This is a genomic window from Reyranella sp. (assembly GCF_965228225.1).
GTDB lineage: Bacteria > Pseudomonadota > Alphaproteobacteria > Reyranellales > Reyranellaceae > Reyranella.
The window spans coordinates 535,653-550,347 of record NZ_OZ245801.1 but is presented as its reverse complement, the minus strand read 5'-3'; the positions used below and the strand labels follow the sequence as shown (position 1 = coordinate 550,347).

14 protein-coding genes are annotated in these 14,695 nt (G+C 67.4%); 7 read left to right on the top strand and 7 right to left on the bottom strand.

Annotation, left to right across the window (positions count from 1 at the left end; translation table 11 throughout):
* The 3 genes from queA to pncA are packed head-to-tail and all read left to right on the top strand — an operon-like array spanning window position 1 to window position 2,787.
* Window positions 1-1,044: a tRNA preQ1(34) S-adenosylmethionine ribosyltransferase-isomerase QueA gene (gene queA, locus ACO07K_RS02620; RefSeq protein ID WP_422034366.1), complete on the top strand. Its 1,044-nt coding sequence runs from the start codon at window positions 1-3 to the stop codon at window positions 1,042-1,044.
* Window positions 1,041-2,165, top strand: coding sequence for a tRNA guanosine(34) transglycosylase Tgt (gene tgt, locus ACO07K_RS02615; protein ID WP_422034365.1), 1,125 nt, complete (start codon window positions 1,041-1,043; stop codon window positions 2,163-2,165). Before queA ends, tgt begins: the two co-directional genes overlap by 4 nt.
* Before the next feature lie 13 nt (window positions 2,166-2,178).
* Window positions 2,179-2,787, top strand: coding sequence for a bifunctional nicotinamidase/pyrazinamidase (gene pncA / locus ACO07K_RS02610; protein ID WP_422034364.1), 609 nt, complete (start codon window positions 2,179-2,181; stop codon window positions 2,785-2,787).
* Window positions 2,788-2,891: 104 nt separating this feature from the next.
* On the opposite strand, the gene pcaF is transcribed toward pncA, so the two are convergent.
* The 3 genes from pcaF to ACO07K_RS02595 all read right to left on the bottom strand — a co-directional run bounded on the left by pcaF (window position 2,892) and on the right by ACO07K_RS02595 (window position 6,094).
* Entirely contained in the window at window positions 2,892-4,094 is a 1,203-nt protein-coding gene (gene pcaF / locus ACO07K_RS02605) for a 3-oxoadipyl-CoA thiolase (RefSeq protein WP_422034363.1), read from the bottom strand.
* Between the two features lie 120 nt (window positions 4,095-4,214).
* A complete protein-coding gene (locus ACO07K_RS02600; protein WP_422018209.1) occupies window positions 4,215-4,838 on the bottom strand; it encodes a class I SAM-dependent methyltransferase in 624 nt (207 codons plus the stop codon).
* Window positions 4,839-4,864: 26 nt separating this feature from the next.
* Window positions 4,865-6,094 (bottom strand): DUF3419 family protein, encoded by a 1,230-nt coding sequence (locus ACO07K_RS02595; protein ID WP_422036621.1) that lies wholly within the window; start codon window positions 6,092-6,094, stop codon window positions 4,865-4,867.
* Between the two features lie 126 nt (window positions 6,095-6,220).
* Between ACO07K_RS02595 and ACO07K_RS02590 the strand changes: the two genes are divergently transcribed.
* From ACO07K_RS02590 to ACO07K_RS02575, 4 genes are all read left to right on the top strand, one after another.
* A complete protein-coding gene (locus ACO07K_RS02590) occupies window positions 6,221-6,772 on the top strand; it encodes a methylated-DNA--[protein]-cysteine S-methyltransferase (RefSeq protein WP_422034362.1) in 552 nt (183 codons plus the stop codon).
* On the top strand, window positions 6,769-7,401 hold the full coding sequence (locus ACO07K_RS02585; protein WP_422034361.1) for a DNA-3-methyladenine glycosylase family protein: 633 nt from the start codon (window positions 6,769-6,771) through the stop codon (window positions 7,399-7,401). The genes ACO07K_RS02590 and ACO07K_RS02585 overlap by 4 nt, the downstream gene beginning before the upstream one ends.
* Window positions 7,402-7,527: 126 nt before the next feature.
* On the top strand, window positions 7,528-9,684 hold the full coding sequence (locus tag ACO07K_RS02580; RefSeq protein ID WP_422034360.1) for a hypothetical protein: 2,157 nt from the start codon (window positions 7,528-7,530) through the stop codon (window positions 9,682-9,684).
* Window positions 9,685-9,740: 56 nt separating this feature from the next.
* Window positions 9,741-11,132 (top strand): malonyl-CoA decarboxylase domain-containing protein, encoded by a 1,392-nt coding sequence (locus ACO07K_RS02575; protein WP_422034359.1) that lies wholly within the window; start codon window positions 9,741-9,743, stop codon window positions 11,130-11,132.
* A 109-nt stretch (window positions 11,133-11,241) separates the two neighbouring features.
* On the opposite strand, the gene ACO07K_RS02570 is transcribed toward ACO07K_RS02575, so the two are convergent.
* Genes ACO07K_RS02570 through paaG (ACO07K_RS02555) form a run of 4 tightly spaced genes read right to left on the bottom strand, consistent with a single transcriptional unit; the run spans window position 11,242 to window position 14,672 of the window.
* Window positions 11,242-12,069, bottom strand: a complete 828-nt coding sequence (locus ACO07K_RS02570) for a hypothetical protein (protein WP_422034358.1) — start codon at window positions 12,067-12,069, stop codon at window positions 11,242-11,244.
* 44 nt (window positions 12,070-12,113) lie between these two features.
* Window positions 12,114-13,046, bottom strand: coding sequence for an SMP-30/gluconolactonase/LRE family protein (locus ACO07K_RS02565; RefSeq protein ID WP_422034357.1), 933 nt, complete (start codon window positions 13,044-13,046; stop codon window positions 12,114-12,116).
* Between the two features lie 29 nt (window positions 13,047-13,075).
* Window positions 13,076-13,864, bottom strand: coding sequence for a 2-(1,2-epoxy-1,2-dihydrophenyl)acetyl-CoA isomerase PaaG (paaG, locus tag ACO07K_RS02560; RefSeq protein WP_422034356.1), 789 nt, complete (start codon window positions 13,862-13,864; stop codon window positions 13,076-13,078).
* A gap of 10 nt (window positions 13,865-13,874) precedes the next feature.
* Entirely contained in the window at window positions 13,875-14,672 is a 798-nt protein-coding gene (gene paaG, locus ACO07K_RS02555) for a 2-(1,2-epoxy-1,2-dihydrophenyl)acetyl-CoA isomerase PaaG (protein WP_422034355.1), read from the bottom strand.
* Between the last annotated feature and the right edge of the window lie 23 nt (window positions 14,673-14,695).

Here is a 14,695-nt window from a genome sequence, read left to right as displayed (position 1 = left end):
ATGCGCGTCGACCTTTTCGATTTTGCGCTGCCGGACGATCTGATCGCCCAGCGGCCTGTTTCCCCGCGCGACTCCGCGCGCCTGCTCGACGTCACGGGCGAGACGCTGCACGACCGCACGGTGCGGTCCCTGCCCGGCCTGCTGCGGCGCGGCGATCTCCTCGTCTTCAACGACACCAAGGTCATCCCCGCGCGTCTGAAGGGCATGCGACCGGGCCAGGGCATCCGCCAGGACGTCGCGGTCGAGGCGCTGCTGATCCGCGATCTCGGCAGCCGGCGCTGGCGCGCCTTTGCCCGTCCGGGAAAACGGCTGCGGCCAGGCGATGCGCTGGTCTTCTCGGGTCTTCGCGCCCGCGTCGAAGCCAAGGAAGAGGACGGCTCGCTGGTGCTGGCCTTCGCCCAGGAGGGTCACGCCTTTCTCACGGCACTGGAGCAGGAAGGCACGGTACCTCTTCCGCCCTACATTCGCAGCGGCACCGCCGACGCCCAGGACCGGAAGGACTATCAGACGCTGTTCGCCAAGCACGACGGTTCCGTGGCCGCCCCCACCGCCGGCCTGCATTTCACGCCGGAGCTGATGGCCGCGCTCGCCGACAGCGGCATCACCACGGCAGGCGTCACGCTGCATGTCGGCGCGGGCACCTTCCAGCCGGTGCGGGTCGACGACACCGACGCGCACACGATGCACGCCGAATGGGGCGAGGTTTCCGAGGCCACGGCACGCGCCGTCGAGGCGACGCGCATCCTGGGCGGCCGCATCGTCTCGATCGGCACGACCTCGCTGCGTCTCCTCGAGACCGTGGCCCGCGAGCATGACGGCGCGATCAAGCCGTGGAGCGGCGAGACCGACATCTTCATCACGCCGGGCTTCGAGTTCCGCGCCGTCGACCTGCTGCTGACGAACTTTCATCTGCCGCGCTCGACCCTGTTCATGCTGGTGTCGGCCTTCGCCGGGCTGGAACGCATGAAACAGGTCTACGAGCACGCTGTCGCAGCGCGATACCGCTTCTATTCCTACGGCGATTGTTGTCTGTTGCGCCGATGAGCCTTTCCTACGAGCAGCTGGGCAGCGACGGCGCCGCGCGCCGCGGCCGCATCACGACCGCGCACGGCACGATCGAGACGCCGGCCTTCATGCCGGTCGGCACGGCGGGCACGGTGAAGGCGATGCTGCCGCAATCCGTCGCCGAGACCGGCGCGGAGATCGTGCTGGGCAATACCTTCCACCTGATGCTGCGGCCGGGCGCGGAGCGCGTCGCGGCGCTCGGTGGCCTGCACAAGTTCATGAACTGGCCGGGCCCGATCCTGACCGATTCGGGCGGCTTCCAGGTGATGTCGCTCAAGGAGCTGCGCAAGCTCGACCCCGACGGCGTCACCTTCCGCTCGCCCAAGGACGGATCGCAACATCGCCTGACGCCCGAAAGCTCGATCGGCATTCAGCGCCTGCTCGACGCCGACATCACCATGTCGTTCGACGAATGCACCAGCTGGCCGGTCGAGGAGCCGGAAGCCGCCTTCTCGATGCGGCTCTCCATGAAATGGGCCGAGCGCGGCCGCCGGGCCTTCGTGGAGCGCCCCGGTTACGGCCTGTTCGGCATCGTGCAGGGCAGCACCTTCCCCGAGCTGCGCGCGGAAAGCGCGAAGGCGCTGATCGACATCGGCTTCCACGGCTATGCGGTCGGCGGCCTCGCCGTCGGCGAGGGCCAGGAACTGATGTTCGGCACGCTCGACTATACGGTGCCAATGCTGCCCGCCGACCGGCCGCGCTACCTGATGGGCGTCGGCCGTCCCGGCGACATCGTGGGCGCGGTGAAGCGCGGCATCGACATGTTCGACTGCGTGATGCCGACGCGCGCCGGTCGTACGGCGCAGGCCTTCACGCGGCGCGGCGAGCTCAACATGCGCAACGCGCGCCATCGCGACGATCCGCGGCCGATCGACGAGCAGTGCGGCTGCCCTGCCTGCAAGCACCACAGCCGCGCCTATCTGCATCACCTCATTCGCGCCGACGAGATTCTGGGCGCGATGCTGCTGACCTGGCACAATCTCCACTACTACCAGGACGTGATGCGCGGGCTGCGCGGCGCCATCGAGAGCAAGACCCTGGACTCCTGGATCGCCTCGTTCGAGCGCGACCAGGCGCTGGGCGACATCCCACCCCTGTAGCGGAGCGCACCGGATGCCGAACGAGGCCCTGATCGTCGTCGACGTCCAGAACGATTTCTGCGAGGGCGGTGCGCTGGCCGTTGCCGGCGGCAACGCCATCGTCCCGCTGGTCAACCGCCTGATCGGCCGCCACGACCATGTCGTCCTGACGCAGGACTGGCATCCGGCCGGTCATGCCTCGTTCGCGAGTTCGTGGCAGGACGCCGAGCCTTTCTCGACCGTGCAGTTTCCCTACGGACCGCAGGTCCTGTGGCCGGACCATTGCGTCCAGGGCACGCCCGGCGCCGCGTTTCATCCCGACCTGGAGATCACCAAGGCCCAGATGATCGTGCGCAAGGGCTTCCACACCGGCATCGATTCCTATTCGGCGTTCCGCGAGAACGACCGCATGACGCGCACCGGTCTCGACGGCTACCTGAAGGCGCGCGGTTTCACGAAACTGATCTTCTGTGGCCTGGCGCTCGACTACTGCGTGGCCTGGTCGGCCATCGATGCGCGCCAGGCGGGCTTCGACGTGGCCGTCGTGGTCGAAGCGACGGCCGCCATCGACCTCGACGACAGCCGCAAGCGCATGATGAGCGACATGCGCCGCGCCGGCATCAATCTGAACGCGACGGCCTAGGCGCTGCGCCCCGGCGCAGCGCCGGCGGCGTATAGTGCTGCAGGGAGCGAAGCGACCGAAGCGCGGGCGCCGCACGCCTCAGAAAGGGTCTCGGTGTCGAGACTTCAGACACGCTCCAGCGCCAGCGCGATGCCCTGGCCGACGCCGATGCACATGGTGGCAAGCGCGCGCTTGCCGCCGGTGGCTTCGAGCTGGTTGAGCGCGGTGATCATCAGGCGGCCGCCTGAAGCGCCCAGCGGATGGCCGAGCGCGATCGCGCCGCCGTTCGGATTGACGTGCTCGGCGTCGTCGGCGAGGCCCAGCTGGCGCAGCACGGCCAGCGCCTGGGCGGCGAACGCCTCGTTGAGCTCGATCGTGTCGAAGTCGCCGATGGTCATGCCGAGCTTGGCCAGCAGCTTCTGCGTCGCCGGCACCGGGCCGATCCCCATGACCCTCGGCGGCACGCCGGCCGAGACGGTACCCAGGATGCGGGCGCGCGGCGTCAGGCCGTTGGCGCGGGCGGCGGCTTCCGAGGCGATGATCATGGCACAGGCGCCGTCGTTCAGGCCCGACGAGTTGCCGGCCGTCACCGAGCCGCCGTCGCGGAACGCGGCGGAGAGCTTCGACAGCGTTTCCATCGTGGTGTCGCCGCGCGGGTGCTCGTCCTTCTCGACGACGATCTCGGCCTTGCCCTTCTTGACGCAGACCTTGACGATTTCCTTCTCGAAGAAGCCGCGCTCCTGGGCGGCCTTGCAGCGGCGCTGGCTGCGATAGGCAAAGGCGTCCTGGTCGGTGCGGCTGATCTGGTGCTCGGTGGCGACGTTCTCGGCGGTCTGGCCCATCGGGTCGACGCCATAGGCCGCCTTCAGGCGCGGATTGACGAAGCGCCAGCCCAGCACCGTGTCCTCAAGCTTCATCGAGCGGTCGAAGGCGCTCTCGGGCTTGCCCATCACGTAGGGCGAGCGGGTCATGCCCTCGACGCCGCCGGCGATCATCAGGTCGGCTTCGCCCAGCTTCACGGCGCGGGCGGCATGGCCCGCCGCCTCCAGGCCGGAGCCACAGAGGCGGTTGACGGTGGCGCCGGCCACCTCGACCGGCAGGCCCGCGAGCAGCCCGGCCATGCGGGCGACGTTGCGGTTGTCCTCGCCGGCCTGGTTCACGCAACCATAGATGACGTCGTCGACCGAGCCCCAATCGACATTGGCGTTGCGCTGCATCAGCGCCTTGATCGGATGGGCGGCCAGGTCATCGACACGCATGGCGCCCAGGCCGCCATTGTAGCGGCCGACGGGGGTGCGGATCGCGTCGCAAATGAAGGCTTCAGTCATCTTGGGTACTCCCGACACAGGCAATCGTTGGTGTCGGGTTAGCACCCGCCGCGGTCGGTTGCCAATGCCCCGCGCGATGCCCCTGGGACAGGGGCGCCATGTCTTTGAGGGGATGGCGGACTAGGTCGCGCGGCGGCAGACGGCGTACTGGGCGTAGCCGAGATGCGGCCGCTCGAAGCACCGGACCTCGATGCCGCCCGGCAGCCGAGCCAGAGCGGCCTCCAGCGTGTCGCGCGGGATGACGTGGAACAGCGCCAGCCACTGGCGCAGGCCGCCGCGGAACCAGCGGGGCAGCCGCTCCTGGTCGCCGAAATCGACGAGATGCAACTCGCCGCCCGGCTGCAGCCAGACGACCGATTGCGCCAGCGCCCTCTCCCATTCCGGGATCATCGACAGCGTGTAGGAGAAGAAGATGCGCGAGAAGCCGGGCACGCCGAACAGTAGCGCGGGGTCGAAGTGCGTGGCATCGGCATGGGCCAGACGAACGCGGCCGCCCAGCCCCTCGCGCTCGACGCGGCGGCGCGCCGTGTCGAGCATCTCCAGCGACAGGTCGATGCCGAACAGCGGCGTGGCGGGATGGCGTTGCGCGACCGCGATCAGGTTGCGCGCGGTGCCGCAGCCGATCTCCAGCACGCGGCCGCCGGTCGGCGGCGCGAGACCGTCGATCAGCCGGTCGCGTCCCAGCAGGTAGTATTTGCGGCTGAGATCGTAGACGTGGCGCTGGCGGCGATAGATCCGATCCATCAGACCGGCATTGGCGAGGGTCGTGCTCAAGGCTTCAGCCCATAGAGATGGAAGCCGCCGTAGATGGCCGAGCGGTCGCGCGCGGTGAAGGCGCGCGACGCCTCGGCTTCATAGTGCCACTGGTCGAGCAGCTCGGGCGCGACCCGGCCCGGCAGCAGCGAGGGCTCGGCGGCGGTGCGGAAGATCACGCGGGCGCCCGGCCGGGCCGTGCGCGTGATCTCGGCCCACAGCTCATTGAGCTGCGCGTCGGTCATCCAGTCCTGCGCGTCGAGCAGCACGTAGCGGTCGCGCGAGCCGGCAGGACAGGAGGCGAGATAGTCCGTCACCGAGCGGTTCATGACTTCGACGCGCTCGGCGCCGCGCTTCACCGCGGCAAAGTTCTCCTGCCGGAGATAGGGGGGCAATGGCCCGCTGCCGTTACGCGCATAGCCGCGGCCGAAGGCCTGCCAGGCGAAGTAATTGTCGTCGAGGCTGAAGCCGCAGGCCAGCCGCTCGACCCGGTCGCGCAGCACCGAGCCCATGTCGCGGCCGCCGGCCAGCGCCTCGTACTGCGCCGGCGGGATGCCGAGGCCGTAGAGCGACAGGCGGTTCGACGTGGCCCAGCGTACGGCCGGCTTGTCGAACAGCGGCGCCAGCACCGTGTCGAAGAAGCGCTGCTGCTCCTCGATCGTGCGCGCGGCGAGAAGCTTGCCGAAGTCGACGCCGTAGACGCGGGCGGCGACGTGCGCCGCGCCGATGAAGCGGCCGAGCACGCCGTGGCGGTAGGCGTTCTTCGCAAAGATCGAGATGCGGCGTCGGCCGCCCCGGTGCAGGCTGCGGCCCTCCCAGTAGGCCCGGCTCTCGGCATCGAGATGCGGCGCGATCTCGCGGTCGTAGACGCGCGGATTGACGCCGGAGTCGGCGGCGCCGAAGAAGCGATAGTAGTCCGACCAGGTCGACAGTTTCTGGGCCGCCGTGAGTTTCAGCCGGTTGAGCGCCACATGGGCGCGGCTGAGATCGACGGCAGTGATGCGCGCCGGATCGGCGGTGAGATAGGACAGGATATTGCAGCCGCCCGACGCGATGGCCACGACGTGGCAGTCGGGCGTCAGCGCCATCGCCTCGAGGTCGATCTCGGGATCTTCCCAGATCTGGGCGTAGACCAGACCCCGGAACAGCCGTTCGAACAGCTTCTCCAGGAGTCCCTCGCGGGACAGCACCTTATGACGGCGCACCGCCTGCTTCAGGATCGAATGGCTCTCGGCCCGCGGATAGATCAAACAATCGACTCCGGCTCAATATCGACCGTCCGACGCTAGCCGTTGTCAGTGCCAGTTTGATGACGGCTATCTGTGGGTTCTCCCGACTTGACGGGATGACCGGTTAGGCAGGAAGGTTCAGCGATGAGCGCCCAAGGTTTTGCCCTGTTCGACACGCCGATCGGCACCTGCGCCGTTGCCTGGAGCGGCCGCGGCATCGCGGGTCTGCAGCTGCCCGAGCCGACCGCCGCCGCGACGCGGGCCCGCGTGAAGCGGCGCTGGCCCGCTGCCGTCGAGGCGGACGCCGTGCCGGCCGGCGTGCAGCGCGCGCTCGATCGCGTACAGGCACTGCTCGCGGGCGACGCCGTCGAGCTCGCCGACATCCCGCTCGATCTCGAGGCCGCACCCAAGTTCCACCGCAAGGTCTACGAGGTGGCGCGCACCATCCCGCCAGGCCGCACCCTGACCTATGGCGAGATCGCCCGGCGCCTCGGCATGCCGCACGAATCGCGCGAGGTCGGGCAAGCGCTGGGCAGGAACCCGGTGGCCATCATCGTGCCCTGCCACCGCGTGCTGGGCGCCGACGGCAGGATGGGCGGCTTCTCGGCCAATGGCGGCGTCTCGACCAAGCGCCGCATGCTCGAGATCGAGGGTGCGCCGGAAGTCGGCGCGGGCCCCCTGTTCGCGGCCCGATGAGCGGCTTTCCGTTCAGACCCGCGAAAGCGGTCGCGCATCTCAAGGCTGCCGACCCGAGGCTGGCCGCGATCATCGACACGGTCGGCCCGTTCCGCATGGAGCTGAAACACGCGCGCAGCCTGTTCGGCGCGCTGGCCGAGGCCATCGTCTACCAGCAGCTCTCCAACAAGGCGGCGGCCACGATCTACGGCAGGGTCGAGGCGCTCTATCCCGACGCGCCCGACGGCTTCACGCCGGGCCACATCCTGAAGACGCCGGACGAGGCCTTGCGCGGCTGCGGCCTGTCGCGCGCCAAGGTGCTGGCGGTGCAGGACCTCGCGCGCCGCGTCGAGGACGGCGAGCTGCCGACTCTCGACGTGGCGCAGGACATCCCGGATGCCGAGCTGATCGAGCGCCTGGTGACGGTCCGCGGCATCGGCCGCTGGAGCGCCGAGATGTTCCTGATGTTCCGCCTCGGCCGCCCCGACGTGCTGCCGCTCGACGACTACAGTCTGCGCAAGGCCTATGCGAAGGCATTCCGGAAGCGCGTCCTGCCGTCAGAGAAAGAGCTGGAGAAGGCAGGCCGGAAGTGGCGGCCCTATCGCTCGGTGGCGAGCTGGTATCTGTGGCGCGTGCTGGATCAGCCCTGAAGCCGACACAAGCGCAGGCAAATTGTAGTATCGTTCGCCGATGCCGCAACTTGACCGCGCAACTCCTCTCCTATGATTCCGCTAAGTCCGATACGCTTTGTCTTCGGCCTTCTTGGCCTGGTGTGGATGAGTGCGTCTGGCAATCCCGCTTCGGCCCAGGATCCGGCAGTCGTCCTGCCCGCACTCAAGACGCTCGAGGCAGCGGTCCGCGAGACCGGTCGTGAAACCGGCGATGCCAGGGACCAAGCCCGTCAGCTCAATGCGCTGGCCCGTGCCTACTCTTCCGCGGGCGACAATCCCAGCGCGATCCGGGCACTGAAGGATGCCGAAGCCGAGCTGCTGGCTTCGCCCCGTGATGCAGTCGAGAAGAGGGTCACCCTGAGCCACTTGTCCTACAGCTATAACGAGTATGGCGATACGGCCTCTGTCCTACGGCTGGCGTCGCAGGATCCGGCAGCGTATTGGGCGATTCCTGCGCTCGTGCGGGCTCACGGCAAGGATCGGTTGCTGAGCGAACTGATGCAGCCAAAGTCTATCGTGCCTGAGACCACGCGTGATGCCCTCGTAGCCTATGTCGACGGCGTACTGGAGCGGGACGGCTTGGACGCAGCGATGCAGGCCGCCAATCAACTCGTCGAGATGGTAGCGACCGCCAAACAGCAAGCCGAGGTAGCAGCGCAACCTCATAAGGGTCTGGCGGCGATGTTCATGGAACAGGCTTGGCCCATGGCGCCACCGCTTGTGCTGGCAAGTCTCTTCCAGGCCGGTGTTGGCGTCGACCGCGTAGGCGATGTCGTAAACTGGGCGCAACAAGCGAACTGGATCAGTGGCAATGCATTCGATCGAGGCGTCGCTCTTGCCGTGCAGCACCTTGAAGAGCAAGGCATCGAAGGTGGCTTCGAAGCGCTTGTGGCGCTTGTGAGGAACGACAAGACGCGTGCTTCGATGATCGGGTTCACTGCATTAAAGAGGCTCGCGCGGGGACGCGTGGAAAGTGGCGTGCGGGCCGCAGAACTTTTCGTGTCCGACGAGACTGTGATGGAGGAAGGATCCAAGCTGCCCGCGGGCGAATTCGGCCTCTGCGCGAACAAGCGCCGGCCAGGGTTCAGGCTCGACCGCTATTACCAGTACACGTCACCCGACGACTTCTGCAGCTTCACGCGGACCGATATGGTAACCTTGGCGCTCGGCGGCGCGCTCGCGCGGGCACATCAGGATGCGCTGGCCAAGGTCATCCTCGACTATTCCTTCCGCCTCGGTCGTGTCCATGGCTCTCCCGCCGTCCCAAGTGGCGCAAGGCCTTGCCCACCCGGCTTTCCGACCTACACGCTTTCCGAATATTACATAAAGGCTGGTGCGAAGAAGGCAACTCTCGACTATGCTGAGCACCTCGCCTATTCGTGTCCGATAGAAGAAGGAACGGCCCGGCAAATTGGCCGCATGCTGGCCTTGCTCGACTCGCCTTCCTCCGTCCATCGTCTGCTGAAGGCGAAAGCCTTCACCTCGCCCGACGCCGAGCAAGGCCTGCGCTTGGGTCTCGCAACGGCACTGACCGAGATGGGCCGCGCCGATGAACTGGCGCCACTCCTGCCGACGCTGAAGGACCCGGCTGTCGCGCTGTATCAGATACATCTACACCTTCCCGATCCGGGTCGGGCGGCGGCGCGCGACAAGATCGCAGCGGCCCTCAAGGCCGCATTGCCCTTGCTGCAGGAAACCTACCTCACGGCCGACAAGCCCGAGCATGTCCATGAGCCACGCTCGGCGGTCTGGCTTCTCAACTATGTACGCGCTGGACTGGGGGCCGACGTCCTGCCGCTCGTCGAACGGCTGATCGATCAGACAGTCGATGAAATCAACGCACTGGACCCAGAAGACGACAAGTCCGGCTACGACAGGGCCAAGGCGGCTTCACGGCTCGGCCTGCTGTTTCTCGCGCAGCTGCAGGCGGATCGACCAGCCAATCCTTCGTCCATCGCAAACCAGCTCCGGAACGAGCACGCGCGCGACGCTTTCAAGGCCCTCGCCGCCGAGGCCCTGACAATGAGCGGCAAGATCGAGGCGGCGCACGCCGTTGCCGCTTCCATCCCTCAGCCCTCATCCGACGACATCGACTCCAATCTCAGATATGCAAGCACCCCCTCCCGGTACGGCAGGGAGATAATCGGGGCGACACTCGCCCGCGCCGGTGATCTGCCGAACGCCTACAAGGCATTTGCCACCTACGGCGGATCCATAGGCTATCTGATCGTGGCCTTCCGGGACGGTGTTGCGGCTCGGTAAAGCCGCGTTCATCTGCCGCCACTGGAGTGACACGTTTGCTGTGACATAATCCGCGTATGGCCCTGCTCTTCTCCAATACCGTCGACCGTACACTCGAACGACTGCGCACTGCTTTCATCGACACTGCCCGCGGCGCCCGCGAGGCGGTGGGCGCGCCGCTCCGGCCCGATCTGCCAGACGACGACATCCCGCGGCTGAAGAGTCGCATCGACGCCTGCCTCGAAGGCAAGGGTGGCGAGACCGCGCGCCGCGGCCGGGCTGCCGAACTGGGACAGGCCTACCTGTCGCTCTCGGCCGCCGGCCGCAAGAAATTCCTGCTGACCCTGGCGCGCGATTACGGCCTGCCGCGCGAGGCCGCGATGAAGACCGTCGACCACTGGCGCGCCGGCAAGGAGCCCGCCCGGGCGCTGCGCCGCGAGCTGGAGCCGCCGGCGGTGCGGCTGCTGCGCGAGTTCGTCGGCGTGCCGCAGGGTGTGAAATTCGTCGTCGACCTGCGCGCCGAACTGCTGGCGCTGGGCCGTAGCGATGTCGCGGCCAAGGCGCTGAGCGAGGACCTGCGCTCGCTGCTGGGCGCCTGGTTCGACGTGGCCTTTCTCGATCTCGTGCGCATCGACTGGGCCTCGCCCGCTTCTCTGCTGGAAAAGCTCGTGACCTACGAGGCGGTGCACGCCATCCGCTCGTGGCGCGACCTCAAGAACCGGCTCGATTCGGATCGCCGCTGCTTCGCCTTCTTCCATCCGCGCATGCCCGACGAGCCGCTGATCTTCGTCGAGGTGGCGCTGGTCGACGGCATGGCCGGCAACGTGCAACGCCTGCTCGACGCGCGCGACGAGACGCACGATCCCAGGCGCGCCAACACCGCGATCTTCTACTCGATCTCGAACTGCCAGCAGGGTCTGGCCGGCATCAGCTTCGGCAACTTCCTGATCAAGCGCGTCGCCGACCAGCTCTCGCGCGACCTGCCCAACATCAAGGATTTCGCGACCCTGTCGCCGATCCCCGGCCTGCGCCAGCATGTCGAGCACCGCTTCAAGACCGAAGGCGATGGCGCGCTGACCCAGACCGAAATCGCCTCGCTGGGGCCGGTCATCGACGAGGCCTACGGCGCCGCGGCCGTCCTTAAGCTGCTGGGGCGTCCGAACTGGTGGGAGGTGCCGGCCATCGACAAGGCGCTGCGCCCGATCCTGACGCGGCTCGCCGCCGTCTATCTCACCGCCACCGACAAGGGCCGCGCGCTCGACCGGGTGGCGCACTTCCACCTCGGCAACGGCGCCGTCGTCGAGCGGCTGAACTGGCTGGGCGACACCAGCGCCAACGGGTTCAAGCAGTCCTACGGCATGATGGTGAACTACCGCTACAAGCTCTCCGAGGTCGACGCCAACCACGAGGCCTATGCCGCCGGCAAGGTCGTCGCCAGCCGCGAGGTGCGGGGCCAGACCAAGGGGTGATGCCGGCGATGACATGAGCGGGGCCCCGGTGACATAGGCTGATCATGTCGCCAGGGGCTCAAGGGCTCGTCGCGGCGGGGCCAAGGTCGATACCGGTTCCAGGCCGGCATCAGGCCGATCGTTCGGGCCCCACCTGAAGCACAGAGTTTGGATCCATCTTGGAAGTGGCGATCGCCGCTTCCATGATGAAGCGCACAGACAGCTGCGGATTCAGGACATCCTTGGCCATTGTCACGTATTGGCCAGCTACAATAGCCACCACCAGCGGCCATTGCTCGACAGGAACGCTGTAGCCAGCATAGCCAGGATTGTCTGCGCGTCCGAGGATGGGCTTGACGAAATGCCAGAGAGCATTGATCGCCTGAGGGGCCGTCCAACCGGGCATGTGATCGTCAGGCGCACGTACGATTCCGAAGGCCGGCGTGCCGACCGCATCGGCATTGTGCCTGAACATCTCGCGAACGTCCGGCAATTCCGCAGCAGGCACTCCGGTGGCGACAGCGCTCCCCGCAATCTGATTCCACAAGGGTAAGGTCTCCGGCTTTTCCGGAACAAGGAACGCGTTGATGCTGTTTCCGAAATAGAACTTGTCGCTGCTTCCCTTGACTTCGACGGTATGGATGTCCCGCCCGAGCTGGAGATGGCCCGGCTTGATCATCGTCTCCCAAACCGCATAGGCCGCAGCATGCCCGGCGATCGCACCAATAGCGACCATCAGCGTCTCGGAATGGATGCCGCGTTCGTTCTTCAGCACGTTGAGCAGGGAATGATGCAAGCTGATGATGGCGAGCTTGGCCACCATCTCTTCTTCGGTCCGCCCCGCCCAAGGGAGCTGTGCCACCTCATAAGAGGCGCGCGGCTTGCGGAAAAGGCCCTTGAGTGCTTCGAACAACTGAATCTGGATACCCGTATCAGTAGTCTTGATTCTCTCGTTCAAAAGCCACCGTGTCAATCCCGGTCCCGGAATTCAAGACAACTTGGTCACTTGTTCAGATACTCGAGCTTCAGGCCCGGGCGCGGCCACTCGAAGCTGACCAGCTTGCCGGTCATCGACAGGGTAGCGTAGGCGGTGCGCAGGTCCGGTCCGCCGAAGCAGACGTTGGTGACCATCGGGTCGGGGAGCTTGTGCTGCGTCACCGAGTTTCCGTCGGGCGAGATGTCGGAGACGGCACCGGTGATCAGGGTCGCGACGCAGACGTGGCCGGCGGAATCGACGGCCAGGGAATCGAACATCTGATAGCCGCCGAGGCCCGCCACCACCCGGCCCTTCTCGCCGCGATAGGGGCCGTTGGCGTCCTTGATGACGCCGGGCGACGACAGGTCGAACGCCCAGAGGCGCGCGGTCGGCGTCTCCACGACGTAGAGCGTCTTGCCGTCGGGCGAGAGGCCGCAGCCGTTGGGACGCTCCAGCGGAAACACCTTCTGCTCGATCTTCGAGCCGTCGGCCCTGGCGTAGTAGACGGCGCCGCGATCGTTGTCGTACTCGCGCGTCTTGCCCAGGTCGGTGAACCAGAAGCCGCCGGCATCGTCGAACACCAGATCGTTGGGGCCGTTCAGCTTGCGGCCGTCGCAGCTGTCGTACAGCGTCTCGAACGCGCCGGTCTCCGGGTCGACCACCTGGATCGAACCGCCTTTGTACGAGGCGGGCGCGGTGCCGGGAAACAACCGGCCGCCCGGCCGCTCGATCCAGTTGAAGCCGCCATTGTTGGTGACGTAGATCTTGCCGCCGGGCCCCATCGCCGCGCCGTTGGGGCCGCCGCCCAGCTTGGCAATGACGTGCTGCTTGCCGTCCGGCGTGACGCGCGTGAGCGTCTCGCGCGCGATCTCGACCAGGACGACCGAGCCATCCGGCATGGCCACCGGGCCCTCGGGAAACTTCAGGCCCGAGGCGATCTCCTTGAACGGCGTCGTCATGGTCGTCTCTCCCGTGGTTCTTTTCGTTCTTACTTGCCCTTGAAGGCGGGCTTGCGCTTGGCGAGGAAGGCCGCGACGCCTTCCTTGAAATCCTCGCTCTTGCCCAGCTCGCGCTGGAAGTCGCGCTCGACGTCGAGCTGCTGGGAGAGCGTGTTGCCGCTGGCGCGGTTCATCGCCTCCTTGATGCGGGCGAGCGACATCGTCGGTCCGTCGGCCAGACGGCGCGCGAGGTCGCCCGCCGTCTTCATGAGGTCGGCGTCCTCGACCACGTCCCAGATCAGGCCCCAGTCCTTGGCCTGCTGCGCGCTGATCTGCGGCGCCAGCATGGCCAGCGCCCGCGCCCGCTGCTCGCCCACCAGGCGCGGCAGGAACCAGGTGCTGCCGCCGTCGGGCAGCAGGCCGATGCGGGCGAAGGCCTGCAGGAAGGAGGCGGACTTGCCGGCGATGGCGATGTCGGAGGCGAGCGCGAAGCTCATGCCGACGCCGGCCGCCGGGCCGTTCACCGCCGCCACGATCGGCTTGGGAATCCCGCGCATCAGGCGGATGACGGGATTGAAGAACTTGTCGAGCGCCTCGCCCGAATCGGAGATGGCGCCTTTCGCACGATCGGGATCGGCGAGGTCGGCGCCGGCGCAGAAGCCGCGGCCCGCACCGGTCAGCAGCACGGCGCGCACCGAGGCGTCGGCGGCGAGTTCCTCCCAGCACTGTTTCAGTTCGCCGATCATCTTGCGCGACACGGCGTTCAGCCGGTCCGGCGCGTTCAGCGTCAGCGTGGCGAGGCCGTCTTCCTTGGCGATCTCGATCTTCTCGTAGGTCATCTTTCGTCTCTCAACGTCCGGTGAAATTGGGGGCGCGCTTGGCGAGGAAGGCCGCGACGCCCTCCTTGAAATCCTCGCTCTGGCCGAGTTCGCGCTGGCGGTCGCGTTCGAGGTCGAGCTGCTGGTCGAGAGTATTGGTGGCGGCGGCGTTGATCGCGCCCTTGATCGCGGCATAGGAGCGGGTCGGGCCGCTGGCGAGCTTCCTCGCGATCTTGCCGGCCTCGTCCATGAGCGCCGCATCGTCGACGACCTGCCAGACCATGCCCATGCGTGCGGCCTCCTCGGCCGGCACCGAGGCGCCGAGCATCGCCAGCGCGCGGGCCCGGGCGTCGCCCACCGTGTGCGGCAGGAACCAGGTGCCGCCCAAGTCGGGGATCAGGGAGATGCGGACGAAGGCCTGGTCGAAGCGCGCCGAGCGCGCGGCGATCACGATATCGCAGGCCAGCGCCAGGTTGGCGCCGCCGCCCGCCGCCACGCCGTTGACCGCGGCGACGATCGGCTTGGGGAGCTCGCGCATGGCCCGGATCATGGGGTTGAAGAGGCGGTCCATCGCAGCGCCGACATCGCGGGGACCGGAGGCCGACGCATCGCCGGGGCCACCGCCCGCCAGATCGGCGCCGGCGCAGAAGCCGCGGCCGGTGCCGGTCAGCAGCACCGCGCGCACCGCATCGTCCTCGCGGGCGCGCTTCAGCTCGGCGTTCATGACGTCGATCAGCTGATGGCTCATGGCGTTCAGCCGCTGCGGGCGGTTGAGCGTCAGGGTCAGGATGCCGCCCTCGAGGGCGGACAGAACGGGCGTTTCTTCCATGGCTGCGAGACTGGCATGGCGGA